This window comes from Paracoccus sp. TOH (genome assembly GCF_030388245.1).
In the GTDB taxonomy this organism is placed as follows: Bacteria; Pseudomonadota; Alphaproteobacteria; order Rhodobacterales; family Rhodobacteraceae; genus Paracoccus; species Paracoccus simplex.
On sequence record NZ_CP098362.1, the window covers coordinates 165,835 to 190,879 of the forward strand.

24 protein-coding genes are annotated in these 25,045 nt (G+C 69.3%); 12 read left to right on the forward strand and 12 right to left on the reverse strand.

From position 1 onward, the window contains the following. Positions 1-22: 22 nt before the first annotated feature. The 5 genes from nirK to NBE95_RS17920 form a co-directional block, all read right to left on the reverse strand. Positions 23-1,153 carry a copper-containing nitrite reductase gene (gene nirK, locus NBE95_RS17900; RefSeq protein WP_289896392.1) on the reverse strand — a complete coding sequence of 377 codons (1,131 nt, stop codon included), beginning with the start codon at positions 1,151-1,153 and terminating at the stop codon, positions 23-25. A 177-nt stretch (positions 1,154-1,330) separates the two neighbouring features. Continuing rightward, complete coding sequence (locus tag NBE95_RS17905) at positions 1,331-1,609, reverse strand: metal-sulfur cluster assembly factor (protein WP_289896393.1); 279 nt, start codon at positions 1,607-1,609, stop codon at positions 1,331-1,333. A gap of 5 nt (positions 1,610-1,614) precedes the next feature. Then, a complete protein-coding gene (locus NBE95_RS17910) occupies positions 1,615-2,148 on the reverse strand; it encodes a DUF2249 domain-containing protein (protein WP_289896394.1) in 534 nt (177 codons plus the stop codon). Next, positions 2,120-3,484, reverse strand: coding sequence for a hypothetical protein (locus NBE95_RS17915; protein WP_289896395.1), 1,365 nt, complete (start codon positions 3,482-3,484; stop codon positions 2,120-2,122). The genes NBE95_RS17910 and NBE95_RS17915 overlap by 29 nt, the downstream gene beginning before the upstream one ends. A 111-nt stretch (positions 3,485-3,595) precedes the next feature. After that, complete coding sequence (locus NBE95_RS17920) at positions 3,596-4,252, reverse strand: GntR family transcriptional regulator (RefSeq protein WP_289896396.1); 657 nt, start codon at positions 4,250-4,252, stop codon at positions 3,596-3,598. A gap of 175 nt (positions 4,253-4,427) precedes the next feature. Here NBE95_RS17920 and NBE95_RS17925 point away from each other — a divergent pair, with 175 nt between their 5' ends. From NBE95_RS17925 to NBE95_RS17935, 3 genes are read left to right on the forward strand one after another with little or no spacing between them, the layout of a single operon-like run. Beyond that, on the forward strand, positions 4,428-5,810 hold the full coding sequence (locus tag NBE95_RS17925; RefSeq protein ID WP_289896397.1) for an SLC13 family permease: 1,383 nt from the start codon (positions 4,428-4,430) through the stop codon (positions 5,808-5,810). Positions 5,811-5,841: 31 nt separating this feature from the next. Then, positions 5,842-7,212, forward strand: coding sequence for a malonyl-CoA decarboxylase (locus NBE95_RS17930; protein WP_289896398.1), 1,371 nt, complete (start codon positions 5,842-5,844; stop codon positions 7,210-7,212). Between the two features lie 16 nt (positions 7,213-7,228). Next, on the forward strand, positions 7,229-8,740 hold the full coding sequence (locus NBE95_RS17935) for a malonyl-CoA synthase (RefSeq protein WP_289896399.1): 1,512 nt from the start codon (positions 7,229-7,231) through the stop codon (positions 8,738-8,740). 157 nt (positions 8,741-8,897) lie between these two features. Here NBE95_RS17935 and NBE95_RS17940 read toward each other — a convergent pair whose 3' ends face one another. Further along, positions 8,898-9,350: an Lrp/AsnC family transcriptional regulator gene (locus NBE95_RS17940; protein ID WP_289896400.1), complete on the reverse strand. Its 453-nt coding sequence runs from the start codon at positions 9,348-9,350 to the stop codon at positions 8,898-8,900. 327 nt (positions 9,351-9,677) lie between these two features. Here NBE95_RS17940 and NBE95_RS17945 point away from each other — a divergent pair, with 327 nt between their 5' ends. The 6 genes from NBE95_RS17945 to NBE95_RS17970 all read left to right on the forward strand — a co-directional run bounded on the left by NBE95_RS17945 (position 9,678) and on the right by NBE95_RS17970 (position 16,810). Further along, positions 9,678-10,925 carry a 3-methyl-2-oxobutanoate dehydrogenase (2-methylpropanoyl-transferring) subunit alpha gene (locus NBE95_RS17945; protein WP_289896401.1) on the forward strand — a complete coding sequence of 416 codons (1,248 nt, stop codon included), beginning with the start codon at positions 9,678-9,680 and terminating at the stop codon, positions 10,923-10,925. Position 10,926: 1 nt separating this feature from the next. Further along, positions 10,927-11,943, forward strand: a complete 1,017-nt coding sequence (locus tag NBE95_RS17950) for an alpha-ketoacid dehydrogenase subunit beta (protein WP_019352893.1) — start codon at positions 10,927-10,929, stop codon at positions 11,941-11,943. A 1-nt stretch (position 11,944) separates the two neighbouring features. Beyond that, positions 11,945-13,255 carry a dihydrolipoamide acetyltransferase family protein gene (locus tag NBE95_RS17955; RefSeq protein WP_289896402.1) on the forward strand — a complete coding sequence of 437 codons (1,311 nt, stop codon included), beginning with the start codon at positions 11,945-11,947 and terminating at the stop codon, positions 13,253-13,255. A 1-nt stretch (position 13,256) separates the two neighbouring features. Beyond that, complete coding sequence (gene lpdA, locus NBE95_RS17960; protein ID WP_289896403.1) at positions 13,257-14,645, forward strand: dihydrolipoyl dehydrogenase; 1,389 nt, start codon at positions 13,257-13,259, stop codon at positions 14,643-14,645. A gap of 111 nt (positions 14,646-14,756) precedes the next feature. Beyond that, the gene (locus tag NBE95_RS17965; protein ID WP_289896404.1) at positions 14,757-15,164 is read left to right on the forward strand and encodes a YciI family protein; all 408 of its coding nucleotides are present in this window, start codon (positions 14,757-14,759) and stop codon (positions 15,162-15,164) included. A 320-nt stretch (positions 15,165-15,484) separates the two neighbouring features. After that, complete coding sequence (locus tag NBE95_RS17970) at positions 15,485-16,810, forward strand: hypothetical protein (protein ID WP_289896405.1); 1,326 nt, start codon at positions 15,485-15,487, stop codon at positions 16,808-16,810. On the opposite strand, the gene NBE95_RS17975 is transcribed toward NBE95_RS17970, so the two are convergent. From NBE95_RS17975 to NBE95_RS17985, 3 genes are read right to left on the reverse strand one after another with little or no spacing between them, the layout of a single operon-like run. Further along, complete coding sequence (locus tag NBE95_RS17975; RefSeq protein WP_289896406.1) at positions 16,782-17,333, reverse strand: hypothetical protein; 552 nt, start codon at positions 17,331-17,333, stop codon at positions 16,782-16,784. The genes NBE95_RS17970 and NBE95_RS17975 overlap by 29 nt on opposite strands. Continuing rightward, the gene (locus NBE95_RS17980) at positions 17,330-17,878 is read right to left on the reverse strand and encodes a hypothetical protein (RefSeq protein ID WP_289896407.1); all 549 of its coding nucleotides are present in this window, start codon (positions 17,876-17,878) and stop codon (positions 17,330-17,332) included. Before NBE95_RS17980 ends, NBE95_RS17975 begins: the two co-directional genes overlap by 4 nt. Then, positions 17,875-18,426: a hypothetical protein gene (locus tag NBE95_RS17985; RefSeq protein WP_289896408.1), complete on the reverse strand. Its 552-nt coding sequence runs from the start codon at positions 18,424-18,426 to the stop codon at positions 17,875-17,877. The genes NBE95_RS17980 and NBE95_RS17985 overlap by 4 nt, the downstream gene beginning before the upstream one ends. 493 nt (positions 18,427-18,919) lie before the next feature. On the opposite strand from NBE95_RS17985, the gene NBE95_RS17990 reads away from it, so the two are divergent. The 3 genes from NBE95_RS17990 to NBE95_RS18000 are packed head-to-tail and all read left to right on the forward strand — an operon-like array spanning position 18,920 to position 22,512. Further along, positions 18,920-20,464 carry a hypothetical protein gene (locus tag NBE95_RS17990; protein ID WP_289896409.1) on the forward strand — a complete coding sequence of 515 codons (1,545 nt, stop codon included), beginning with the start codon at positions 18,920-18,922 and terminating at the stop codon, positions 20,462-20,464. Further along, positions 20,461-21,198, forward strand: coding sequence for an HAD family hydrolase (locus NBE95_RS17995; protein WP_289896410.1), 738 nt, complete (start codon positions 20,461-20,463; stop codon positions 21,196-21,198). Before NBE95_RS17990 ends, NBE95_RS17995 begins: the two co-directional genes overlap by 4 nt. 27 nt (positions 21,199-21,225) lie before the next feature. Beyond that, a complete protein-coding gene (locus NBE95_RS18000) occupies positions 21,226-22,512 on the forward strand; it encodes a glycosyltransferase (RefSeq protein WP_289896411.1) in 1,287 nt (428 codons plus the stop codon). Between the two features lie 293 nt (positions 22,513-22,805). Here NBE95_RS18000 and NBE95_RS18005 read toward each other — a convergent pair whose 3' ends face one another. The 3 genes from NBE95_RS18005 to fmdA all read right to left on the reverse strand — a co-directional run bounded on the left by NBE95_RS18005 (position 22,806) and on the right by fmdA (position 24,913). Continuing rightward, entirely contained in the window at positions 22,806-23,102 is a 297-nt protein-coding gene (locus NBE95_RS18005) for a zinc ribbon domain-containing protein (protein WP_289896412.1), read from the reverse strand. Between the two features lie 10 nt (positions 23,103-23,112). Continuing rightward, entirely contained in the window at positions 23,113-23,625 is a 513-nt protein-coding gene (locus tag NBE95_RS18010; RefSeq protein WP_289896413.1) for an AmiS/UreI family transporter, read from the reverse strand. A gap of 61 nt (positions 23,626-23,686) precedes the next feature. Then, positions 23,687-24,913, reverse strand: coding sequence for a formamidase (fmdA, locus tag NBE95_RS18015; RefSeq protein ID WP_263566961.1), 1,227 nt, complete (start codon positions 24,911-24,913; stop codon positions 23,687-23,689). Positions 24,914-25,045 lie beyond the last annotated feature (132 nt).

Sequence of the window (25,045 nt, forward strand, 5' to 3'; positions counted from 1 at the left end):
GGCGCGGGGCGGCCGGATCGGATCACGAGCTGATCGGGCTCGGGGCCATCACCTGCTTCATCAGATCATCGTCCCAGTCGCCCTCGACCACCACATGGCCGGCGGCGCCCAGCTCGAAGGCCTCGATCAGGTTGTGGTTCACATAGGCGTAGACGCCGGGCTGCTGGAACTTGTAGATCATCAGCCCCGCGGTGCCGCCGGGGATGAACCAGGTCTCCAGCCCGTGCTCGGGCGGGTTGGTGAACTTGCCGGTTGCCCAGACATAGTCGCCATGCCCGCCGATCAGGTGCGGCCGGGTGTCGCGGTTGGCCTGGCTGTGGATGAAGGCCACCGTCTCGCCCACCTTGGCCTTCAGCGCGTTGTCGCCGGTCAACGCGCCAACGGCGCCGTTGAAGACCACGTGGCTGGGCGTCAGCGTCTTCATCACGGCAACGGTATCCTCGTAGCTTTCGCCGGGGGTGTCGTAGGTCTTCCACTTGCCGTTCTCGTCCTTGGGCACGTAGAAATCCTGTTCGCCGATGTAATAGACGCGGTCGTATTTGACCGGCTGGCCGTCGCGGTCCTTCAGCCCGTCGCGCGGCAGCACCATGACGGCGCCGTTCATGCCCGAAACGACGTGCCAGGCCACCATGCCGGGCGGGGCGCAGTGATAGACGAAGACCCCGGGCTTGGTCGCTTTCCAGCGCAGCACGCATTGCTCGCCGGGGTTGACCTGGGTCAGGCCGCCGCCGCCCAGCGCGCCGGTCGAACTGTGGAAGTCGATATTGTGCATCAGCTCGTTCGAGGGCGGGTTGACCAGCGTCAGCTCGACATAGTCGCCCTCATGCACGACCATCAGCGGGCCGGGCACCGTGCCGTTGAAGGTCGAGGCCCAGACCTCGGCGCCGTCATTGTTCAGCGTGATCTTCTTCTCCTCGATGACCATCCGGAATTCCACGATCTTCGGGCCGCCGGTGGCCACCTGCTCATGCGCGTGCACGAAGGGCGGATCGACCAGCTTGACCTGGACCCGCGGCAGGCCGGCCACGTCGGTCGCGGCGGCGGGGGTCAGCACCTCGCCGGTCTCGGCTGCGGCCCGGCGCACCTGGGTCAGAACCCCGGCAACGGCGGCGCCCGCCAGCATGGTGCGGCGGCTGACATTCAGGGTGGTCATGGCTTGCTCCTTTCGGTCTGTCTTTGCGACCCGGTTCTTTCCGGTTGCCATAATGATGGCAGGTTTCGCCAAGCCCTTCGTTGTGCCGGAACAAGCAACTTCGACTCTTTCGCCCGGATATTTGATGCAGCGCAAAGAGCATGCGTTTTTCCGGGCAGCGAAGGGCACGGGCGGGCCTCAGGCCGGCTCCATCCGATCCGGGGTCCAGGGCGGATCCCAGGTCAGCCGCACCTCGACCCCGCGCACGCCGTCAAGGCGCGACACCGCCGCCTCGACGCCCTGGCGCAGCATCTCGGTCAGCGGGCAGCCGCGCGTGGTGGTGGTCATGTCGATGGTGACATGGCCGGCTTCCTCGGCGATGGCATAGATCATGCCCATGGCGACCAGGTCGCGGCCGGTCTCGGGGTCCAGCACCTCGCGCAGCCGGTCGCGGACGAGATCGCGCAGATCGGCCATGGCCGTCACCCCCGACCGCCGCCGTCGCCGCGGCGCACCATCAGCCGATAGCTCGCGCCATCCGCGGCGAAGTTCCCCGCCCATTCGTGATGGCGCATGGCCAGTTCGGGAAACAGGAACATCGGCTCGCGGTCGAGCAGCGCGAACAGCACCTCGCCCGCCGCCATGGCCTCCAGCGTCTCGAGGATGCGCACCATGGGCTCGGGCGGCATCAGCCCGGTCAGGTCCAGGGTCTGCGCGGGATCGGGCCACAGCGCCGCGCCGGCGGCCGAGCCGGGGGTCAGCCCCGCCTCGGGCGCGGCGCCGGCGACCGGGGTGAAGGTCACCTCCCAGCCGCCGTCCTGCAGCGGCCGGTCGCTGGCGCCGAAACCGCGATTCGCCATCACCCCGAACAGCGGCACCGGCCGGAACGGGGTGATCAGGCGCAGCGGCTGGCCGGGCAGCAGGCTGTCCACCGCCGCCATGATGGCGGAAAACGGCTCCTCGCCGCGAGCCAGAGGCGCGCGGACGTCAAGCTCCAGCGGTTCGGGGATGGTCATGGTCGGATCTCCGGGGTGAAGGGGGAAGGATCATCGGCGGCAGAAGGGCGGGCCGGCGATCGGCGGCGAGGTGGCGCAGGCGGCGGATCAGCACGGCCTCGCGGCACAGGCCCAGGGCGGCGACCAGCAGCCCCAGCGCCGCCAGCCGGAAGCCGGGGGCAAAGCCCGCAAGCAGCGCCGCGGTGCCGCCCGCCGCCGCCGCCGCCCACAGCGCCAGCCAGCGCCCGGCGGCGCGGGCGCCGGTCAGCTCATGCACCATCGGCACCGGCCGCCGGCCGATCAGTGGCGAGAACACCTGGATCCAGGTCAGGAAGCTGGCGATCTTGACCATCTGCGCCAGCGTCAGCGTCGAGAGCCAGCCGACCAGCGCCGCAAAGACCGCCGCCTCGGCCCAGACGCCGCCGCGCCACAGCGCCGGCCCGCTCAGCAGGACCGCAAGGGCCAGGAAAGCCAAAGCGGCGCGGCTCCATTGCATGTTGAGCTCGGGCTGCGGGCGGCGGCGGGCTTGCCACATGCGCCGGGCCTCGGCCAGGTAAAGCGCCACCACCGCCGCCGAGGCCAGCGCCGCAAGCGGCAGCAGCAGCGGCAGCGCGGCTCCTCCGCCCAGCAGCAGCGCCGCCAGCCCGGCCAGGATCAGGCCGAGCACCAGCAGCGCGCAGGCGAAGCCGGCATCGCGCAGCCGGCTGCCCCTGTCGGGCGCCAGCAGGAACATCGGGAACAACTGGTAACTGACGCCGATGGCCGAAAGCGTCAGCCAGCCGCCGACGCCCAGCAACACATGCAGCGGCACCCCTTCCGGCAGCAGCGCCATGCCGATATCGGACCCCGAGAGCGCCAGCGCCATGCCGGCGCCGCTGGCCCAGAGCGCCGCCAGCGCCAGCAGCGCCGCCAGCACCGTGCGCCCGGCATCCTGCCGCCAGCCCCGGACCGCCAGCAGCGTCGCGGCCACCATCGCGCCCACCAGCGCGAAGGCCAGCGCCAACGGCAGCGGCGCGGCGGCCAGCAAGGCGAAGCCCGGCTCCCAGCCGTCAAGCGCCAGGAAGCCCCCGGCCAGCAGCGCCGTCCCGAAGCTGCAGGCCAGCAGCGCCGGCAGCGCCAGCCGGGCCAGCGCCAGCGGCCGGGCCGCCAGGACCGGGGTGAACTGAATCAACGCGCCCAGCATCATCTGGCAAAGCCAGCCCAGCGCGAACAGGTGCAGCACCGCCAGCCCCGGTCCCGAGGACCACCGCCCCGGCCCCGCCGCGCCCAGCACGGCAAGGCCCAGCGCCGCCAGCAGAAAGGCCAGCGCCGCAGCGAACCAGGCCATCGTCCAGCGAGAGAGCTGTTTGCCGATCATGGGGCACCTCGGAATGCTTTGCCCCATCCTCACGCAATTTCCGCCGCCGTTCCTTGTCGCGGCACAAATTCGGCGCGATCCGCCACCGCGAATCGCCCCGGCGCCGGCGACTCAGTCGCCCTGGCGCAGCGCTGCGATCAGATCATGGAAACGGTCGCCCTGCACGATGACATGAGCGCGCAGCGTCTCGGCCGCGCCCTCGCCATCGCCGGCGCGGATGCGCGCCACCACCGCGTCATGTTCCGCAAAGGACCGCATCATCCGGTTGCGCACCTTCAGCTGCATGCGCCGATAGGGTTGCAGCATGGCGTGCAGGCGCGAGGCCTCCTGTTCCAGGAAGGCGTTGTGCGTGGCGCGATAGATGCAATGGTGGAAATCCGAGTTGCGGGCGTAATAGGCCTCGACCTCGCCCGCCTCGGCCAGCCGGCGGCATTCGCCATGCACCGCCTCCAGCGCCGCCAGTTCCGTCTCGGTGATGCGGCGGGCGGCCAGGCGGCCGCAGGTGGCCTCGATCTCGGCCATGACCTCGAAACGCTCGGCCAGTTCGCTGGGACTCCATTCGGTGACGAAGGTGCCGCGCTTGGCCACCACCCGGACCAGCCCCGACGCCTCTAGCTGGTGCAGCGCCTCGCGGATCGGGGTGCGCGAAACCTCGAATTCCCGCTCCAGCGCCTCGGGGTCCAGGCGGGCGCCGGGCAGGTATCTGCCTTCCACGATGGCGTTTTCCAGCGCGTTGCGGATACGCAGCGGGGTGGGAATCGTCGCCATGAAAGCCTCCTTCGCCTCTCTGCCCGGGAAGATAGGCGCTTCGCCGGCATTTATCCATGTTCCCTTTTGTTATATACAACAACCAAACGGAAACGTATAACAACCCGGTGAGGATTCGCGCGCCGGAGGAGGGCGCGGGAATCGACAAGGAGGTTTGCATGGAGAGGAGCCGCGCATGACCCCGCATCTGCTTTCAATCTATACGCTGGCGGCGATGTTCGTCGTCGCCACGATCTGGCCGATCAACATGGGCGTGCTGGCCTTTGTCGGCGCCTTCCTGGTCGGCACCCTGCTGGCCGGCCAAGCCGCCAAGGAGATCATCGCCGGTTTCCCCAGCGGCCTGTTCCTGACGCTGGTCGGCATCACCTGGCTGTTCGCGCTGGCGCAGAACAACGGCACCATCGACTGGCTGGTGCGCATGGCGGTGCGCGCCGTCAAGGGCCGCATCGGCGCGATTCCGTGGATCATGTTCGGCATCTCGGCCGTCCTGACCGCCGTCGGCGCGGTCAGCCCCGGCGCCGTCGCCATCGTGGCGCCGATCGCGCTGGGTTTCGCCTTTCGCTATCAGATCTCGCCCCTGCTCATGGGCCTGATGGTGGTGCATGGCGCGCAGGCCGGGGGCTTTTCGCCGATCAGCATCTATGGCGGCATCACCAATGGCGTGGTGGCCAAGGCCGGGTTGCCGCTGTCGCCGATGACCACCTTCGCCGCCAGTTTCTTCGTCAACGCGGCGGTGGCGCTTTTGCTGTTCATGGCCCTGGGCGGCCGCAAGCTGATGCAGGCGCGCTCGGACCGGATCGAGCCGGTGACGGTGCCGCATGTCGAGATCGCCCGCCCCGCCACCGGCCCGCAGATCTTCGGCGACAGCGAGGCCGAGGCGCTGAGCCGCCGCATCGGCGAGGAAGGTGGCGGCGAATCGAACCGACTCGTCGCCGAGGTCGAGGAAGGCAACCAGCCCGACGGCACCCCCTATCAGATCGCGACCCTGGCCGGGCTGGCCTTGCTGGCGGTGCTGGTGCTGGCCTTCAACCTCGACATCGGCTTCGTCTCGCTGACCATCGGCCTGGCGCTGGCGCTCTGGGCCCCGACCATGCAGAAACGCGCCATGGCGCAGGTCGCCTGGCCCGAGATCGTGCTGATCACCGGCGTTTCTACCTATGTCGCGGTGCTGGAACACATGGGCACCATCGACTTCGTCGGCGACAGCGTGGCCGGCATGGCCTCGCCGCTGCTGGCGGCGCTGATGCTGTTCTTCATCGGCGCGGTGGTCTCGGCCTTCGCCTCGTCCACGGCGGTGCTGGGCTCGCTGATCCCGCTGGCGGTGCCGTTCCTGCAGGGCGATACCGGCGTCGGCGCCATCGGCTTCATCGCCGGCATGGCCGTCGCCTCGACCATCGTCGATGTCAGCCCCTTCTCGACCAACGGCGCGCTGGTGCTGGCCAATGCCCGCGGGGTGGACCGCCAGATGTTTTTCCGCAAACTGCTGAACTACGGCGCGCTGGTGACGCTGGTCGCCCCGGTGGTGCTGTGGCTGATCTTCGTCGTGCTGCCGGGGTGATCCCGGCATGCCAACCCCTTCGGAGGCCGATATGATCAAGACCGTCGAGACCCCGCGCCCCGGCCGCCCCGCCTTCCTGGGCGAACTGTTCGAGGTGCTGACCGACCGCGGCCGCCGCCTGCTGGGGCGGCGGGGCACCGACACCGCCACCGAAGCGCCCGACCTGTGCGAACTGGGCGAGGCGCTGCTGTCGCGGCGGGGCGAGGCTTCGGGCGTGGCCATCGCCCAGGGCCTGCTCGCGGCCTTCGAGGATGCCGGCGAAGAGGCGCGGCTGGCCTTCCTGCAGAACCTCGGCGACCGTTTCGGCCCCGATCCGGCGGCGGTCCGCACGGCCTTGGAGGCGGTGCAGCGCGACGCCGGCAATATCGAGGCCATCGAGGCGCTGCACGAGATCGCCGAGCCGCGCCGGCAGGAACTGTTCCGGCGCCTGAACCTGGCCCCCGGCGGCACGGCGGCGCTGGTGCGGATGCGCGAGGAGCTGCTGCGCCATCTGAAGGGCAACCCCGCGCTGCGCCGGGTGAACGGCGATTTCGCGCATCTTTTCGCGTCCTGGTTCAACAGGGGGTTTCTCGTGCTGCGCCATATCGACTGGAACACGCCCGCCAGCATCCTGGAAAAGATCATCCGCTACGAGGCGGTGCATGCCATCCAGAACTGGGACGACCTGCGCAACCGCCTGCAGCCGACCGACCGGCGCTGCTACGGCTTCTTTCACCCGCAGCTGGTGGACGAGCCGCTGATCTTCGTCGAAGTGGCCCTGACCGAGGAGATCCCGGACAATGTCGCCGGGCTGCTCGACCTCGACCGCCAGCCGATCCAGGCGGAACGGGCCAGCACCGCGGTGTTCTATTCCATCTCGAACACCCAACGGGGGCTCGCCGGGGTGTCCTTCGGCAATTTCCTGATCAAGCAGGTGGTCGAGGAACTCAAGGCGGAACTGCCCAACATCCGCACCTTCGTCACGCTGTCGCCGGTGCCGGGCTTTGCCGCCTGGCTGGCCCGGCAGCGTCAGGACGAGATGTCGGAACTGATCGACGCCGACCAGCGCCTGGCCTTCGTCCTGCTGGACGAGCCCGGCTGGCACAAGGATGCGGCGAAGGCCGAAAGCCTGCGCGCGCCGCTGATGGCCGCCGCCGCGACCTATTTCCTGCGCGCCCGCGACGGCAAGGGCCGCGTCGTCGATCCGGTGGCGCGCTTCCACCTGGGCAACGGCGCCCGGCTCGAGCGGTTGAACTTCCTGGGCGACGTCTCGGCCAACGGATTGAAGCAGTCGCATGGGCTGATGGTGAACTATCTCTATGATCTCGGCCGGATCGAGGCGAACCACGAAGCCTTCGCCGAACGCAGCGCCATCGCCGCCTCGGACAATGTCAGGCGCGCGCTGCCGGCCTCCAACCCATGAACCACGGGGATAACTCATGAGTGACAATCTGTTCGACCTTCTCGTCGCCGGCATCCGCGACCCCGGGGCCGTGGCCATCGAGACGCAGGCGGGCGAGCGCATCCGCTATGCCGAGCTGATCGCCCGCAGCGGCCGCATGGCCAATGCGCTGGCGGCCTTCGGCGTCCAGCCCGGCGACCGGGTGGCGGTGCAGGTCGAGAAATCGGTGCAGGCGATCATCCTCTATCTCGCCACCCTGCGGGCGGGCGCGGTGTTCCTGCCGCTGAACACCGGCTACACCCCGGCCGAGATCGGCTACTTCCTCGGCGATGCCGAGCCCCGGGTCTTCGTCTGCGACCCGGCCCGGCAAGAGGCGCTGCGCGAACCCGCCGAGGCCGCCGGCGCCCGCATGGTCACGCTGGATGCCGAGGGGCGGGGCAGCCTGACCGACGCGGCCGAGACGGCGCCCGAGGCTTTCGCCACCGCGGCGCGGGACCGCGACGACCTGGCCGCGCTGCTTTACACCTCGGGCACCACCGGCCGCTCCAAGGGCGCGATGCTGACGCATGGCAACCTGGTCTCGAATGCCCAGGTGCTGCGCGAGGCCTGGCGCTTTACCGCGCAGGACGTGCTGATCCACGCCCTGCCGATCTTTCACACCCATGGCCTGTTCGTGGCCACCAATGTGGTGCTGTTCTCGGGCGCCTCGATGGTCTTCCTGCCGAAATTCGACCTGGACCGGATCTTCGAGGCGATGGCCCGCGCCACCGTGCTGATGGGCGTGCCGACCTTCTATGTCCGCCTGCTTCAGGACGACATGCTGAACGCCGAGACCACGGCCAATATGCGGCTGTTCGTCTCGGGCTCGGCGCCGCTTTTGGCCGAGACGCATCGCGAATGGCAGGCCCGCACCGGCCATGCCATCCTGGAACGCTACGGCATGACCGAGACGAACATGAACGCCTCGAACCCCTATGACGGCGAGCGCATCGCCGGCACCGTCGGCCTGCCGCTGCCGGGGACCGAAATCATCGTCACCGACCCCGAGACCGGCGCCGAACTGCCGCGGGGCGAGATCGGCATGATCGAGGTGCGCGGCCCGAACGTGTTCAAGGGCTATTGGCGCATGCCGGAAAAGACCGCCGCCGAACTGCGCGACAACGGCTTCTTCATCACCGGCGACCTGGGGAAATTCGACGAGCGCGGCTATCTGCACATCGTCGGCCGCGGCAAGGATCTGATCATCACCGGCGGCTACAACGTCTATCCCAAGGAGATCGAGACCGAGATCGACGCGCTGCCCGGCGTGGTCGAATCCGCGGTCATCGGCCTGCCGCATCGCGATTTCGGCGAGGGGGTGACGGCGGTGGTGGTCCCGACCGGCAGCCCCGCCCTGACCGAGGCCGCGGTGCTGGCGCCGCTGGAGGGACGGCTGGCGAAGTTCAAGCAGCCCAAGCGGGTGCTGTTCGTGGACGAACTGCCGCGCAACACCATGGGCAAGGTGCAGAAGAACCTGCTGCGCGACCGCTTCGCCGGGCTCTACGACTGACGCTTCTGCCTTCACCGTTTTGCAAATACCCCCGCGACCGCGCACCCCGCGCCGGCGCGGGCCCCCTGCCCGGGCTTCTTCGTTCCTCAAACGCTCGCGACGCGACGGTCACGCCGCGCGCCGCTTCACCATTTCCCCCAATGCCCGGTCCGCCGCGTCAGACCGGCAGGGGCCGCTCGCTCAGGATGTCGCGCAGGCCGATCCGCGTCGACAGGTGCTGGACGCCCGGCAGCGGCAGCAACTGCTCCTTGAGCAGCAGCTCGAAGGCGCGCAGGTCGCGGACGACGATCTCGAGCATGTAATCCTCGTGCCCGGTCAGCAGCGCGCAGCCGACCACCTCGGGGATCCGCGCCACGGCCGCTTCGAAATCCGGCAGGGTGTGCTTGTCGTGGATCTTCAGCGTCACCATGCACCAGGCCCGCACCTGCAACCCCATCGCCAGCCGGTCCAGCCGATAGCGGCGACCGGCCAGAATGCCCGCCTCCTGCAGGGCCTGCATCCGCTTCCAGCAGGGTGTGTGGCTCAGCCCCACGCGCTCGGCGATCTCGCGGATCGACAGGTCGTCCTCTCTTTGGATCACCTGCAGAATCCGGCGGTCCGTTTCGTCCATCCAGCCATTCCCGTGACATTTGTCCCCTGAAATGACGTCTTTATAGGATACGATTGCAATTTCCAGTGCCGCAGACCCGAAAAAAGCAACACCTGTCTTCGCATTCCCGGATTATCCTGACCCTCACCGGACCGGGTCCGGGCGCTCGGGGGAGGAGTGCATGATCCAGAAACACCTTCTGTGGCCGTGGCGCCGGCCGCGACCGCGGCTGCGCCGCGATCGTGGCGCTGCCGCATCGGAAATCGCGCCATCCCGCATCGCCCGACGCAACCAGCCGCCGCGATCCGGCATTATCCTTTCAGCGTAACCCACGGAGCCGCCACGACCATGCCCGATCCAGACGCGCTTCCTCCGCTTAGCCTGACGGTGCCGGAACCCGAGGTCCGGCCCGGCGGCCAGCCCGATTTCTCGCATGTGGCGATCCCGCGCGCCGGCACCGTCCGCCGCCCGCCGGTCGATGCCGACCCCGAGGAGATCCGCGACCTCGCCTTCACCATCATCCGGGTGATGAACCGCGAGGGCGAAGCGGTCGGACCCTGGGCCGAGGCGCTGGACTTCACCCCCGAGGATCTGCTGGAAGGCCTGCGCCACATGATGACGTTGCGCATCTATGACGCGCGGATGCTGAACGCGCAGCGCCAGCAGAAGACCAGCTTCTACATGCAGCACTTGGGCGAGGAGGCGATCTCCTGCGGCTTCCAGCGTGCCCTGGCACCCGGCGACATGAACTTCCCGACCTATCGGCAGGCCGGCTTGCTGATCGCGGCCGGCTACCCGCTCAGCGCGATGATGAACCAGGTGTTTTCCAACGCCGAGGATCCGATGCGCGGCCGGCAATTGCCGGTCTGCTATTCCTCGCGCGAGCATGGCTTCTTCACCATCTCCGGCAACCTTGCCACGCAATACATCCAGGCGGTGGGCTGGGCCATGGCCTCGGCGATCTCGGGCGACCGCAAGATCTCGGCGGCCTGGATCGGCGACGGCTCGACGGCGGAAAGCGATTTCCACGCCGCGCTGGTCTTCGCCTCGACCTACAAGGCGCCGGTGGTGCTGAACGTGGTCAACAACCAGTGGGCGATCTCGACCTTCCAGGGCATCGCGCGGGGCGGTTCGGGCACTTTCGCGGCGCGCGGCCTGGGTTTCGGCATCCCGTCGCTGCGGGTGGACGGCAACGACTATCTGGCGGTGATGGCGGTGGCGAAATGGGCGGCGGAACGCGCCCGGCGCAACCTCGGCCCGACGATGATCGAATATGTCACCTATCGCGCCGGCGGGCATTCGACCTCGGACGACCCCTCGGCCTATCGCCCGGCCGAGGAAAGCACCGCCTGGCCGCTGGGCGACCCGGTCCTGCGGCTGAAGAACCACCTGATCCGGCTGGGCGTCTGGAGCGACGAGCGCCACGCCCAGGCCGAGGCCGAGATCCTGGCCGAGATCACCGCCGCGCAGAAACGCGCCGAGGCCATCGGCACCCTGCATCACGGCCAGCACCCAAGCCCGGTGGACATGTTCGAGGACGTCTATGCCGAAATGCCGCCGCATCTGCTGAAGCAACGTCACGAGGCGGGATTCTGACATGGCACGCATGACGATGATCGAGGCCATCCGCGACGCGCTGGACGTGGCCATGGGCGCCGACCCGACCGTGGTCGTGTTCGGCGAGGACGTGGGCTATTTCGGCGGCGTCTTCCGCTGCACCGCCGGCCTGCAGGCGAAATACGGCAAGACCCGCTGCTTCGACACGCCGATCAACGAATCCGGCATCGTCGGCGCCGGCATCGGCATGGCCGCCTATGGGCTGAAGCCGGTGGTGGAAATCCAGTTCGCCGATTACGTCTATCCGGCCTATGACCAGATCGTGTCCGAGGCGGCAAGGCTGCGCTACCGCTCGGCCGGGCAGTTCACCTGCCCGATGGTGGTGCGGATGCCGACCGGCGGCGGCATCTTCGGCGGCCAGACCCACAGCCAGTCGCCCGAGGCGCTGTTCACCCATGTCACGGGCTTGAAAACCGTGGTGCCCTCGAACCCGCGCGACGCCAAGGGGCTGCTGCTCTCGGCCATCGAAGACCCGGACCCGGTGATCTTCCTGGAGCCGAAGCGGCTCTACAACGGCCCCTTCGACGGCCATCACGACCGGCCGGTGACCGCATGGAAAACGCACGAGCTGGGCGAGGTGCCCGAAGGCCATTACACCGTGCCGCTGGGCCGCGCGGTGGTGCGCCGCCAGGGCCAGGCCGCCACGATCCTGACCTATGGCACCATGGTCCATGTCGCGCTGGCCGCCGCCGCCGAATCGGGCGTCGATGCCGAGGTGATCGACCTGCGCACCCTGCTGCCCTTGGACATGGAGACGGTGGCGGCTTCGGTCAGCAAGACCGGCCGCTGCCTGGTGCTGCACGAGGCGACGCTGACCTCGGGCTATGGCGCCGAACTGGCGGCGCTGGTGCAGGCGGAATGCTTCTGGCATCTGGAAGCGCCGATCCGGCGGGTGGCGGGCTGGGACACGCCCTATCCGCATACGCATGAATGGAGCTATTTCCCCGGCCCCGCACGGGTGGCCGAGGCATTGCGTCAACTGGTCGAGGTGGCCTGACATGGGTATTCACGCAATCCGCATGCCCGATATCGGCGAAGGCATCGCCGAGGCCGAGATCGCCGAATGGCTGGTCAAGCCCGGCGATGTCCTGCGCGAGGACGATCCCATGGTCGCGGTGATGACCGACAAGGCGACGGTGGAAATCCCCTCGCCCGTCACCGGCACCGTGGTCTGGCAGGCCGGGCAGCCCGGCGACGTGATCGCCGTCGGCGCCGAGCTGGTGCGGCTGGAAGTGGACGGGCCCGGCAACGTCGCCGGTGACGCCCAGACCCCGGCGCCGACCGAGGCGCCGGGATCGTCGCGGCAGGCCGAGACCGCGCCGCCCGATCCCGAACCCGCGGAGGCGAAGCCCGAAGCCGAGCCCCGGCCCGAACCCGAACCGGAACCGCCGGCCCCGAAACCGGCGGCGAGGCCCGCCGCCGCCTCGGCCGCGCCGCTGCGCCCCGAGGGGGAAAAGCCCATCGCCTCGCCCTCGGTCCGGGCGCGGGCGCGCGAGGCCGGAGTGGACCTGCGGCTGGTGCGCGGCTCGGGTCCGGCCGGCCGCATCGGGCACGAGGATCTGGAGGCCTTCATCGCCTCGGGCGGCATTCCCGCACCCTCGGGTCCGCAGCCCGACAACACGGTCGAGGAGATCCGCGTCATCGGCCTGCGCCGCAAGATCGCCGAGCGCATGGAGGTCGCGAGCAGCATCCCGCAGATCACCATCGTCGAGGAGGTGGACGCCACCGCGCTGGAAGATCTGCGCGCCCGCATGAACGCCCATGGCAAGGGCGCCAAGCTGAACCCCCTGGCCTTCATCGCCCGCGCCATCGTGCGGGCGGTGCATGAACAGCCGATCCTGAACGCGCATTACGACGCCGAGGCCCGGCTGATCCGCCGCTTCGGCGCCGTGCATCTGGGCATCGCCGCGCAGACGCCCTCGGGGCTGATGGTGCCGGTCGTGCGCCATGCCGAGGCGCTGGACCTGCGCGCCACCGCCGCCGAGATCGCCCGCATCGGCAATGCCGCCAAGGACGGCACCGCCAAGCGCGACGAGCTTTCCGGCTCGACCATCACCATCACCTCGCTGGGCCCCTTGGGCGCCATCGCCTCGACCCCGATCCTGAACGTGCCCGAGGTCGCCATCGTCGGCGTGAACCGGCTGGCGGTGCGGCCCCACTGGAACGGCGCGGCCTTCGAGCCGCGCAAGATGATGAACCTGTCCTGCAGCTTCGATCACCGGGTGATCGACGGCTGGGACGCCGCCGTCTTCGTGGCGCGGCTGAAAGAGCTGCTGGAAACCCCGGCGCTGATCTTCGTGGAGGGCTGAGATGCGCGAGATCCAATGCAGGCTGCTGGTCATCGGCGCCGGTCCCGGCGGCTATGTCTGCGCCATCCGCGCCGGACAACTGGGCGTCGACACGGTCATCGTCGATGCCGAGCCGCCGGGCGGCACCTGCCTCAATGTCGGCTGCATCCCCTCGAAGGCGCTGATCCATGCCGCCGAGGAGTTCCACCGCCTCACCCAGCTTGCCGCGACGCCGGCCATGGGCATCTCGGCCAGCGGCGCGACGCTGGACCTGGCCGCGACCATGGCCTGGAAGGACGGCATCGTCGAGCGCCTGACCGGCGGCGTGGCCACGCTTCTGCGCAAGGCCAAGGTGCGGCTGGTGACCGGCCGGGCCACGGTGCGCGACGGCAAGACCGTGCTGGTCGAGACGCCCGAGGGCCCGGTGCAGATCCGCACCGAGGTCCTGGTGCTGGCCACCGGCTCGGAACCGATCGAGGTGCCGGCCCTGCCCTTCGGCGGCAAGGTGATCTCCTCGACCGGGGCGCTGGCGCTGACCGAGGTGCCCGAGCGGCTGGCCGTGGTCGGCGGCGGCTATATCGGGCTGGAACTGGGCATCGCCTTTGCCAAGCTGGGCTCGGAGGTCACGGTGGTCGAGGCCGCGCCGCGCATCCTGCCGCAATACGACGCCGAGCTGACCCGGCCGGTGGCGCAGCGCCTGACCCAGCTTGGCGCGCGGGTGCTGACCGGGGCGCGGGCCGGCGGGCTGTCGGACAGCGGCGCGCTGCGCGTCGCCGGCGTCGACGGGGCCGAGGAAATCGCCGCCGACAAGGTGCTGGTGACGGTCGGCCGCCGCCCGCGCGCCACCGGCGCCGGGCTGGACGGGCTGCGGCTGGACATGGCCGGCCCCTATATCCGCATCGACGAGCGTTGCCGCACCTCGATGACCGGGGTGCTGGCCATCGGCGACGTGACCGGCGAGCCGATGCTCGCCCATCGCGCCATGGCCCAGGGCGAGATGGTGGCGGAACTGGTCGCAGGCCAGCCCCGGATCTGGGACAAGCGCGCCATCCCGGCGGTCTGCTTCACCGATCCCGAAATCGTCAGCACCGGCCTGTCCCCGGACGAGGCGAAGGCGCTGGGGCAAGAGGTCGTGACCGGGCTGTTCGCCTTCGCGGCCAACGGCCGGGCGATGACGGCGGATGATGAGGCGGGCTTCATCCGCGTCACCGCCCGCGCCGACACGCATGAGGTGCTGGGCATCCAGGCCGTCGGCGCCGGCGTGGCCGAAATGGCCGGCGGCTTTGCCCTGGCGCTGGAAATGGGCGCCCGGATCGAGGACATCACCGGCACCATTCACGCCCACCCGACCCGCGGCGAGGCGTTGCACGAGGCCTGCCTGCGCGCCCTGGGTCACGCGCTGCACATCTAGCAACCGACAGGCGTGCGAAAAAATTCCGCGCGCCTGTCGGAAACCGGGCCGGCCGATCGTTCCTTGGTCATGGCATCCGATGCGATGCCAGCCAGATGAAAGGAGAGGACGATGCGTGTCATGGTATTGGTCAAGGCGACCGAGGAAAGCGAGGCCGGCGTGATGCCGACCACCGGGGAACTGGACGCGATGACCAGTTTCAACGAGGAACTGGCGGCAGCCGGCGTGATGCTGGCCGGCGAGGGGCTGCACCCCAGCGCCAGAGGGCGCCGCATCCGCTTCGGCGGCGCCGCGCCGCTGGTGCTCGACGGGCCTTTCGCGGAGACCAAGGAGCTGGTGGCCGGCTTCTGGCTCTGGCAGGTCGCCTCGATGCAGGAGGCGCTGGACTGGGCGAAAAGGGCGCCGTTCCGCAGCGGCGAACTGGAGCTGCGCCCGGTCTTCGAAAGCGAGGAATTCGGCGACGAGCTGACCCCGGACCTGCGCGCGCGCGAAGCGGAATTGCGCCGCAAGCAGGGCTAGCCGGCGCGGACCCTTCTGGCGCAGCACCCCCGCCGCGATGGGATAAAGCCTTCGGCGCAGCCGGGGGCGCCGAAGGCGCTTGTCGCCTTCAGCGCGTGACAGCGCATCCTGCCCGCGGCCAGGCTGCAAGCCGGTCGTGTCGCGGCGCGGCGCGGCTTCATGCGCCCGGCGCGCCAGCCTGGCGGCAGATCCAGGGGCGTGCGGCGAAACCGGCAGCGGGCACGGGATCGGACTTTGGCCGTCACACCGGCGGCGCCCGGTCCCGGACCGCAGCAAACGCCCGGCTTGCGATGCGCGGGCGATCCTGCAATTCTGGGACCATGACCGGGGACCTGCATATCCTGCGCCAGCATGTGCTGCTGGCGGCGCGGCTGTTTCGGAATTACGGCGCGGTGCTGGCCGCCACCTGGCTGGCCGGCATGCTGCTTGGCACCGGCTTGATCATGCTGGCGGTCGAGATCGGCTTCGCCGACCGGCTGGCCGGGCTGATTGCGCTGGTGCCGGTGATCCTGCTGCAGCTGGTGCTGTTCGTCGCCATGTTCGTGATCCTGCGCGACGGGCTGCCGGTACTGCGCTTCCGCGCCAGGCGCCGCCGCGAGGCGCCGGCCGCCGAGGCAGACGCTGCCGAGGCTCCGGCGGGGATCGGCATGTTGGCCGGGGCGCTGCTGGCGGTGCTGATCCCGTTCTACGGCTATTATGCCGGCTGGGGCCTGCTCGCGAACACGCTGCGCGACTATTCCAAGGCGTTCCTGTCCACCTCGATGGAGCGCATCGACTTCTCGGAAGTCTCGCCCGAGCGCGCGCCAACCGCGCTCGAGGTGCAGAGCACGTTCTGGGTGGTGGTGGCGGTGCTGCTGATCTGGGCGGTCCGGCGCGGCGCGAAAGCCATGAACAAGCGCAGCGAGGCCGGAATCTGGCCGCTGCTGGTCGTTGCCTGCGAGGCGAGCTGGGCAGTGCTGGGCCTTTACGTCATCTCGGGCTGGCAAGAGGGCTTCGTCGCATGGCTGGCCGGCCTGCCCTCGCCCGGCGAATTGTGGCAGAACCTGTTCCCGCCGGCTGCGGCCGAGGTCGTCGATGCCGCGCGCCGCCCGGTGGACTGGCCGCCCGCCTTCCAACCATGGCCCTGGCTGACCCGGCTGTTCTGGTATGCGCTGCTGCCGCTGATCTGGTTCAATCTCGGCGCCATCGTCTATGGCCACGACCTGAATCTGATGTCCGAGGAGACCCGCCGCTCGGCCGGCAGGGTGCTGGACCGCTGGCAGGGGCTGCCGAAACCGCTGACCGACTTCCTCGGGCATTTCTGGGCCGGGCTGGTCAAGCGCTGGCATGCGGTGGCGAACGGCCTGCTGCTGGCCGGGTCGGCGGGCTTCGCGCTGACCGTCTCGGTTCTGGTGCTGTGGCGGCTGGTCGACTGGGCGGGCCGCTGGGCCTGGGTCGGGCTGGCCGAACTGATCGGGCCGCAGGACCTGGCGGTCTGGCGGGTGGCGCAATACCCGCTGGGCCTGCTTTTCGGCGCCCCGGGCCAGCAACAGGACGGGGTGCTGGTTTGCGTCGCGCAGTTCTGCATCCTCGCCGCCGGGCTGGAACTGGCCGGTCGCGCGCAGGCCGCCCGCGCCGCTACTGCAGATCGCGCAGAACCGGCCTGACCTGGAATTCCAGCGCCTCGGGCCGCGTTCCCAGGGCCGAGACGCGCAGCTGCGCCCCCTTCAGCAATTCCGCCGGCACCAGGAAAATCTGGTCCGACAGGAATTCCTGCCCGTCCGGCGGCGCGTCATAGGGGATGGGGTTGCAGCGCCCCTCGTTCTCGCCGTCGGGGGAAAGCACCTTGACCGCGCCCTCGGCATCGGCGCTGATCAGCGGCAGCCAGACCCGGCCCGCCGCGTTGCGCAGGCTGACGTCGCAGCCTGTCCAGCCCTGGCGTGCCGTTTCGGGACCGCGCAGCGCCAGACGGACCAGGACCAGCGCCCGCTCGGGCAGGTTGGGCGCGCTTCCCGCCCAGACCTCGTCGACCCGGACATGCACGCCGCGCAGCTCGGCCCCCGCCTCGCCCGCCTGCCGCACCCGCCATTCGCGGGCGCGGCGCAGGTCGGTGATCTCGGTCCAGCCCCCGACCACCACGCTGGCGAGCAACAGAACCGCGGCAAGGGTGATCCACAGCAGATGTCTCATGGCTCGAACCGGATGATCGGCTGGCGCTCGGCGGGACCGGCCGGCGGGGCCAGGTGCAGGGCGCTGTCGAAGGCAGCGGTGAAACCGCTAGTCAGCACCAATGCGCCACCCGCCACCTCGTCCTCGGGCAGCTCGAAGACGGCGATGGCGCGGTTGATCAGACCGGGCTGGAACCAGCGGCTTTCCAGCCCGCGCGGAATGTCCTCGGCGCGGTGCGACAGCGCATAGCGCCGCCCGCTCGCGCCCTGCCAGACGGCATCGAGCTGCAACGAGGCCAGCCGGGCCTCGGCCTCGATATCGGCGATCAGGAACAGGCCGTTGCTGTCGCGGACCAGATCGCGGCCGAAGCGCCGAAAGGCGATGCGATCGGCCAGCCGCAGGCCGGTGAAACGGGCGCGGAAGCTGCGCGCCTCGCCCGTCCCGCCCGCCGCGACAGCGCTGCGGAAGGGCTGCACGACGCTGTTGTGGTCGGGGACGGTCTGCATCATCGCGCCCAGCAGCGCCGCCCCGGCCAGCACGATGAGGATGCGGCGCGCCCGGATCATGGCGCCCCCTGCGGCGTGATCGCCATGCGGCCGGCGGGCTGGAACAGCAGCCAGTTCGACATGCCGTAAAGATTGTCCCTGAGCTTGAAGATCTGCCGCTGGAAGGTCAGCGAGACCGGCCCGGGCTGCCAGTCCGGCGGAAGCTGCCAGGCCAGCGTCACCCGCTCGGCCAGCCGCGGATGCAGTTGCGCCAGCACCTCGCCGTCGCGGTCCAGCGTGACTTCCGGCTCGGGCCAGACGACACCGCCGGCGGCAAGCTCGGGCGGATGCGGCGGAAAACCGAAGACGGCGAACTGGGTCTCTCCGGTCAGGTTCAGCAACCGGGCACGCAGCAACAGCCGCCCCGGCTCGCCGGCGCGTTCCGGCGGCGCCAGCGACAAGGACAGCGGCGTGATCTCGGTCCGGCCCTGATCGACCGCCTGCCCAAGACCCACCGCCGGCGGTTCCTGCGGCGCGCGGACCTCCTCGACCTTCAGCCACAGGCCGACCAGAACCGCGGCCGCGACCCCGGCCGAGGCGGCCAAGCGCAGCCTCAGACGCCGAAGCAAAGAGGTCCGTCGCGTTTCCGTCATGCCGGGATTAAGGCCCAGGGCGCGGCGCCGGCACAAGCATTGGGTGCAAAGGATCGGCGCAATTCCGCCGGAACCGGGTGCGGACAGGATCGGCCCGAGGCGTTCCGACCGCCCATGGCCGCCCATGGCCGCCCGACGCGGGCGCGCGCGGCACAGGGATCGACCATATCGGCGATGCCGGGCGTGGCGATGGTGTTGCCGCGCAGCCAGGGCGGCAGGTGTTTACCGCCGGGGTGTCGGGCGGCCGACATCGCCAAGGCCGAGCGGATCGCCGGCGGGCCGATGAGCGGCTGGACACCCGCGACGACCTCCGCCCGGACCACGCGATCCGGTCGCGACCGGGCGCCCCGTTCTGCGTCATCGCCCGCCAGCAACGGTGCGGGCCGCTTGCGGCCGACCGATATGCGGCCTGCCGCCGCCGGCCAGAAAACGGGTTTACCTTTGGACCCGGCTTCGGCAAGTTCGGGGCATGTATGCTTCGCACGGCTTCCTGCGCTCGGATATCGGCGACGTCGACGTGGTGTTTCACGAGGGCATCTATCATCTCTTTCACCTCGTCCTGCCGAACCACGATTTCATTGCCCATGCGGTCAGTTCGGACGGGCTGTCCTGGCGACGGGTGAAGAACGCCTTCTTCGTCGGCGATCCCGGCGCATGGGATGACGACATGCTCTGGACCATGCATGTCACCCCCGATCCGGACCGGCCGGGCCGGTGGCGGATGTTCTATACAGGCCTGACCCGCGCCGAATACGGCCGCGTCCAGCGGGTCGGCATGGCGCGATCGCCGGATCTGTACAGCTGGACGCGCTGCGGCGCCCCTTACCCGCTGGAGATCGGCGGCCCGCATTACGAATCCGGTACCGACGAGGGCCGCTGCTGGGTCAGCTTCCGCGACCCGTTCTTCTTTCACGAACCGGGCAGCGACACCCGGCTGCTGCTGGCGGCGGCACGCGCCAAGGACGGGCCGGTGATCCGCCGCGGCTGCGTCGGCCTGGCGCGCGAGGTGGCGCCGGACCGCTTCGAATTCGGCCCGCCGCTGCACCGGCCCGGGCTTTACGACGACATCGAGGTGCCGAACCTCTTTCACTTCCACGGCCGCTATTATCTGATGGGCTCGATCCGCGAGGATACCAGGATCCATTACTGGTATGCCGACGACATCGAGGGGCCCTACGAGAATTTCAGCGACGACGTGCTGCTGCCGCATGGCAATTACGCCGGCCGCATCTGCCGGGCAGGCGACCGGCTGCTGCTGTTCAGCTTCTTCAGCAAGACCGAGCTGCTGATCAACGGCCATGAATTCATCAAGCGCCTGCTGCCGCCCCCCAAGGAGATCGTCGCCCTGCCCGACGGCCGCCTGCGGCTGAAATCCTTCCACGGCTTCGACGCGCTGGTGACCGACCGGCTGGCCTTCGACAGCGCCGCCGAATGCCGGCTGCTCTGCGGCAATCCCACCGCCCGGGCCGAGACCCGTGGCGAGCGGCTGTTCATCGGCAGCCGCAGCGGCTTCGAGGCCTTCCTGCTGCCCGGCCAGCACGACGAGTTCCGCCTGCGGGCCGAGCTGACCATCGAGGGACCGGGCAAGACCGGCCTGATCCTGCGCGCCAGCGACGAGGGCGACGGCTATCACCTGTCGCTGGACTGCATGAACGGCATCGCGCAGATGCGCGCCTGGGGCGCCAATCCGACGCCGGAATTCGAGCACGCCTTCCGTTACAAGCCGCTGCAGGAGGCACGCTTCCGCGGCGCGGCGCAGGGGCCTTGGCGCATCGAGCTGGTCGCGCATGGCACCTATCTGGAGCTGTCCATCGACGGCCATGTGGTGCTGAGCCTGGTCGATGACAGCTTCCTGACCGGCGCCGTCGGCTTCTGGACCGAATCCGCGGTGCTGGGCCTGCGCGAGGTGACGCTGGAAACGCTGAGCCGGCCGGTCAGCGAACATGCGCCCGAAATGGTCTATACCACCACCCAGGCGCCCGAGATGCTGGCCGCCGCCGGGGCCGGCGAATGAGCAAGCCGACCGGCCGGGGGCCCTGGCTTCTGGTCAGTGATGTCGACGACACGCTGACCGGCGACCGGGCGGCGCTGGAGCGGCTCTGGGCGGCGATCCGGCGCCACCCCCAGCGGCTGCGGCTGGCGCTGAACTCGTCGCGGCCGGCGGCCAGCGTCGATGCGACCCTGGCCCGCGAGTTTCCCGCGGATTTCGCCCCCGATGCCATCATCACCGGCATGGGCACCGAGATCCGCATCGGCGGGGAATGGCTTTCGGACTGGTCGGCGCGCTTCGCCGCCTGGCCGGCCGAGGCGATCTTCGCGCTGGTCACCGGCATGGGCTTCGCCCCGCATCCGGCCGAGTTCCTGACCGCCGGCAAGCTCAGCTTCGCGGTGCCCGATGCCGGGGCGCGCGACCGGGTGCTGCAGGCGCTGGCCGCCGCCGGCCTGCCGGTGCGGGCGGTGTTTTCCGGGCAAAGCGATCTCGACCTGCTGGCGCCTGGTGCCGGCAAGGACGCGGCGGCGCGGTTTCTTGCCGAAAGGCTGGGCATTGCGCCCCAGCGCATGGTCGTGGCCGGGGACTCGGGAAACGATCTGGCGCTGTTCGACGTTGGGTTCCGCGCCATTGCGGTCGGCAATGCGCGGCGCGAGCTGATCGAGGCCATGCCTCGGGCCAAAAGCTATCGCGCCCGGGCGCCCCATGCGGCGGGCGTCCTCGAGGGACTTGTCGCGCTGGGTATCCTGCCCGGCTGACGCCGCAACAAGAGAGGAGAGGAAAGCATGGCCCAATCCGTGGGTTCGCTGCTGATGATTTCATTGCATGGCTATGTCGCGGGCTCGCCCGAACTGGGCAAGCCGGACACCGGCGGCCAGGTGGTCTTCGTGCTGGAGCTTGCCAAGCGTTTCGCGCGGCTGGGCTACAAGGTCGACGTGATGACCCGCCGCTTCGAGGACCAGCCGGCCGAGGACATCATCAACGACAACCTGCGCATCTGGCGCATCCCCTTCGGCGGCCCGGATTTCATCCGCAAGGAGGACATGCACGACTGGTATGGCGATTTCATCACCAATGCGCTGGCCGCCATCCGCCGCCGCGAGCTGCGCTATGACGTGGTAAACAGCCATTACTGGGATGCCGGGGTCTGCGGCCAGAAGATCGCCGAGGAATTGCAGATCCCGCATATCCACACCCCGCATTCGCTGGGCTGGTGGAAAAAGCACGACATGCGCGGCGCCACCGCCGAAGAGATGGCCGGCTACCGCTTCGACGAGCGCATCCAGAAGGAATTCGTGCTTTACCGCAATTGCGACCACATCATCGCCACCTCGGAACAGCAGGTCGAGCTGATCTCGGCCGAATATGCGTTGCCGCGCGAGCATATCACCATGATCCCGCCCGGCATCGACGAGAACCGCTTCACCCCGGCCCCGCCCGACAAGGTGGCGGCGGCGCGGGCGCGGCTGAACATGGGGCCGAACGACATCTATGTCGTCGGCCGCGCCGCCGAAAACAAGGGCTACGACCTGATCATCCAGGCGCTGCCGGCATTGAAGGTGCTGCAGCCCCAGGCGCGGCTGGTCCTGGCCGCCGGCGGCAATTCCGAGGCCGACCTGGCGCTGATCGGCGACTGGAAGGCGGTGGCCGCCCAGGCCGGCGTGGCCGATGCCATCGACTGGCGCGGCTATGTCCCCGACGAGGAGCTGGTGGACCATTACCGCGCGCCCGGGATCTTTGCCCTGCCCTCGCGCTACGAGCCCTTCGGCATGACCGCGGTCGAGGCGATGGCCTGCGGCACCCCCACGGTGATGACCATCCATGGCGGGCTGCACGAGCAGGTGGAATTCGGCCGCCACGCGCTGGTGGCCGATCCCAAGCGGCCCGAGGAATTCGCCGCCATGATCAACATGGCGCTGCACTATCCCTGGCTGCGCGACGTGCTGGCGGTCGAGGGCGCCCGCTTTGCCCGCCGGGTCTTCGGCTGGACCGGCATCGCCCGCCGCACCATCGCCATCTTCGAGCAGTTCCGCGGCCGCTACGACGCCTATCAGGCCGATTTCCAGCCCTAGCATTCCAGTCGCGGTTTCATCCGTCCTCTGAATCAGGGGGCCAGCATGACGGGGATGAGGTCATAGCTCTCGGGATTCTGTGTCGAGGCAATGCCGGCGCCCTGGTCATGCCTCCTGTGGGGTCGCGCGCCGATACACCGGCTTGGCGGACCAGATCACCAATTGCCAGATCGGGGTCTTGGCCGATGTCTCGCACCACGGGCCAGCCCGCGGGCACCCGGCTTCGCCACCAAACCCGCCCAGGTCATCGCATGGCCGCTATGGCGAAAGGTGCATTGAACACAGCCGGGATGCTAGCATTGTCCCAGCATCCAGCGCCGCGACGTGGGCGGCGCCTTCTTCTGGCACAGGTTGCAGCCGCAGCTCGGCAGGTGGCCGCGCTTGACCAGGCGCGGCTCGGCCGAGCTCGCCTCGGCCCGGCGCTCGGCCCGGCGCAGCCCGCTTGAAAGCGTGCTGACCAGCGGCAGGGCCGGCAGCACCCCGGCGGGCGCGCCGCAATGCGGACAGGGCGTGCCGGCCAGGCTGGCCTCGTAGCTCATGCGCTCGGTGAAAAGGCCGTGTTCGGCACAGGTGAAATCATAGATCGGCATGGCATGACCCTCACATCAATCCGTCGAGCAGCAGGAAACCGGGCAGCCAGCCGGTCACGATCCCGGCCAGCAGCGTCACCCAGGCGGTGGCGCGCAGGATCGGCCGCCCCAGCGCCAGCAGCAGGAAATACATGAACCACAGCACGCCCCAGACCAGCCAGTTGCCCGCCAGCCAAAGCTCGGCCGGCGAGCCGGCGGCGCCGAGCGCGCGCAGAAAGACCGGAACCGTGGTGATGGCCACGAACAGGCTGAACCAGCCCAGGCCCCGGCCGTCCACCGCGACGACGCGATTATAGGCCACCCAGAAATAGGTGGTGCTGAACATCAGCGTCAGCGCCGCCGCCCGGACCGTCTGCAGATCCGCCCCCGCACCGAAGGCGCCCTGGACCACCACGCCCGCGGCGACCAGGCCCGAGACCACGTTGATCACCACGATCTCGCGATCCTCGATCCGGCCCATGAGCCACAGCCCGTTCAGAAACAGCACCGCGCCCACATAGAACAATAGAAAACCAAGCAGCATGGACCTCTCCTCCCTGGTGGAGCCGCGCGCCCCGAAAGCCGGGACGCGGGCGCGTGGCACCTCAGCTGGTCTTGGCGACCGGAATGTCCGGGACCGAGCGTTTCGGCCCGTCGCCGTTGGGCCGGATGTCGAAGTCGAAGATGCCGGTCGGGATCGCCAGCGTCGCGCAGACATTGGGGATGTCCACGATGCCGGCGATGCGGCCCTCGACCGGGGCCGTGCCCAGGATCATGTAGCCCTGCTCGCCCGAATAGCCGAATTTCTTCAGGTATTCGATGGCGTTGAGGCAGGCCCGGCGATAGGCGACATGGGCGTCGAGGTAATATTGCTCGCCCGTATGCTCGTCGACCGAGATGCCCTCGAAGATCAGGTAGTCGTCGAAATGCGGGTCGATGGGCGAGGGCCGGAAGATCGGGTTGATGACGCCGTATTTCGCCATGCCGCCCTTGATGATATCGACCTTGATCTCGATCCAGCCGGCCATCTCGATGGCGCCGCAGAAGGTGATCTCGCCGTCGCCCTGGCTGAAATGGATATCGCCCATCGAAAGCCCGCCGCCCTTCACATAGACGGGGAAATAGACCTTGGAGCCGCGCGACAGGTTCTTGATGTCGCAATTGCCGCCATGTTCGCGCGGCGGCACGGTGCGCCAGGCCTCCTCGGCGGCGCTTTGCGCGGCGCTGCCGGTCATCTGCCCCATCAGCGCGGTCGCGGCATGGGGCGGTGCGGCCAGCGGCGGGACTCGGTTCGGATCGGTGGCGATCAGCGCCGCCTCGCGCCGGTTCGCCTCGGCCAGCAGCTTGTGGTCGGGCAGGCAGCCGATCAGCCCGGGATGGATCAGGCCGGGATAACGCACGCCGGGGATATGGCGCGAGGTGGTGTAGATGCCCTCGAAATCCCAGATCGACTTGGTCGCCTGCGGGTAATGTTCGGTCAGGAAGCCGCCGCCGTTCTCCTTGGCGAAAAGCCCGTTGAAGCCCCAGCGCGACTCCGGCAGCGCGCCGATGTCGAGAATGTCGACCACCAGCAGGTCGCCCGGCTCGGCGCCCTCGAAACCGAAGGGACCGGACAGGTAATGCACCCGCGTCAGGTCCACGTCGCGGATGTCGTTGGCGCTGTCGTTGTTGCCGATCTGGCCGCCGGTCCAGTCGTAGCATTCGACGCGCAGCACCTCGCCGGGCTTGAAGGTCTCGACCATCGGGATGTCGGGATGCCAGCGGTTATGCGGCTTTTGCGTGGCCTGTTCGGGGGCCGTGTTGAGATCGACCTTGAATACGGTTTTCGACATGTTCTCCTCCCTCCTTGCGGGCCGGCGGGCAGGCCGGCCCCGCCGCCAGCCTGGGCCGGGCATGTAATCGCCATGCATGCCGCAAGCCGGGGAATTGTAATTCTTTGTAACCGGCGCTGGCGCGGCACGGGT

Excerpts from the sequence above, each read along its gene's own strand:
- nirK (WP_289896392.1), bottom strand. The coding sequence starts at position 1,153 with ATGACCACCCTGAATGTCAGCCGCCGCACCATGCTGGCGGGCGCCGCC.
- NBE95_RS17905 (WP_289896393.1), bottom strand. The coding sequence starts at position 1,609 with ATGGCCGATCTGCGCGATCTCGTCCGCGACCGGCTGCGCGAGGTGCTG.
- NBE95_RS17910 (WP_289896394.1), bottom strand. The coding sequence starts at position 2,148 with ATGACCATCCCCGAACCGCTGGAGCTTGACGTCCGCGCGCCTCTGGCT.
- NBE95_RS17915 (WP_289896395.1), bottom strand. The coding sequence starts at position 3,484 with ATGATCGGCAAACAGCTCTCTCGCTGGACGATGGCCTGGTTCGCTGCG.
- NBE95_RS17920 (WP_289896396.1), bottom strand. The coding sequence starts at position 4,252 with ATGGCGACGATTCCCACCCCGCTGCGTATCCGCAACGCGCTGGAAAAC.
- NBE95_RS17925 (WP_289896397.1), top strand. The coding sequence starts at position 4,428 with ATGACCCCGCATCTGCTTTCAATCTATACGCTGGCGGCGATGTTCGTC.
- NBE95_RS17930 (WP_289896398.1), top strand. The coding sequence starts at position 5,842 with ATGATCAAGACCGTCGAGACCCCGCGCCCCGGCCGCCCCGCCTTCCTG.
- NBE95_RS17935 (WP_289896399.1), top strand. The coding sequence starts at position 7,229 with ATGAGTGACAATCTGTTCGACCTTCTCGTCGCCGGCATCCGCGACCCC.
- NBE95_RS17940 (WP_289896400.1), bottom strand. The coding sequence starts at position 9,350 with ATGGACGAAACGGACCGCCGGATTCTGCAGGTGATCCAAAGAGAGGAC.
- NBE95_RS17945 (WP_289896401.1), top strand. The coding sequence starts at position 9,678 with ATGCCCGATCCAGACGCGCTTCCTCCGCTTAGCCTGACGGTGCCGGAA.
- NBE95_RS17950 (WP_019352893.1), top strand. The coding sequence starts at position 10,927 with ATGGCACGCATGACGATGATCGAGGCCATCCGCGACGCGCTGGACGTG.
- NBE95_RS17955 (WP_289896402.1), top strand. The coding sequence starts at position 11,945 with ATGGGTATTCACGCAATCCGCATGCCCGATATCGGCGAAGGCATCGCC.
- lpdA (WP_289896403.1), top strand. The coding sequence starts at position 13,257 with ATGCGCGAGATCCAATGCAGGCTGCTGGTCATCGGCGCCGGTCCCGGC.
- NBE95_RS17965 (WP_289896404.1), top strand. The coding sequence starts at position 14,757 with ATGCGTGTCATGGTATTGGTCAAGGCGACCGAGGAAAGCGAGGCCGGC.
- NBE95_RS17970 (WP_289896405.1), top strand. The coding sequence starts at position 15,485 with ATGACCGGGGACCTGCATATCCTGCGCCAGCATGTGCTGCTGGCGGCG.
- NBE95_RS17975 (WP_289896406.1), bottom strand. The coding sequence starts at position 17,333 with ATGAGACATCTGCTGTGGATCACCCTTGCCGCGGTTCTGTTGCTCGCC.
- NBE95_RS17980 (WP_289896407.1), bottom strand. The coding sequence starts at position 17,878 with ATGATCCGGGCGCGCCGCATCCTCATCGTGCTGGCCGGGGCGGCGCTG.
- NBE95_RS17990 (WP_289896409.1), top strand. The coding sequence starts at position 18,920 with ATGTATGCTTCGCACGGCTTCCTGCGCTCGGATATCGGCGACGTCGAC.
- NBE95_RS17995 (WP_289896410.1), top strand. The coding sequence starts at position 20,461 with ATGAGCAAGCCGACCGGCCGGGGGCCCTGGCTTCTGGTCAGTGATGTC.
- NBE95_RS18000 (WP_289896411.1), top strand. The coding sequence starts at position 21,226 with ATGGCCCAATCCGTGGGTTCGCTGCTGATGATTTCATTGCATGGCTAT.
- NBE95_RS18005 (WP_289896412.1), bottom strand. The coding sequence starts at position 23,102 with ATGCCGATCTATGATTTCACCTGTGCCGAACACGGCCTTTTCACCGAG.
- NBE95_RS18010 (WP_289896413.1), bottom strand. The coding sequence starts at position 23,625 with ATGCTGCTTGGTTTTCTATTGTTCTATGTGGGCGCGGTGCTGTTTCTG.
- fmdA (WP_263566961.1), bottom strand. The coding sequence starts at position 24,913 with ATGTCGAAAACCGTATTCAAGGTCGATCTCAACACGGCCCCCGAACAG.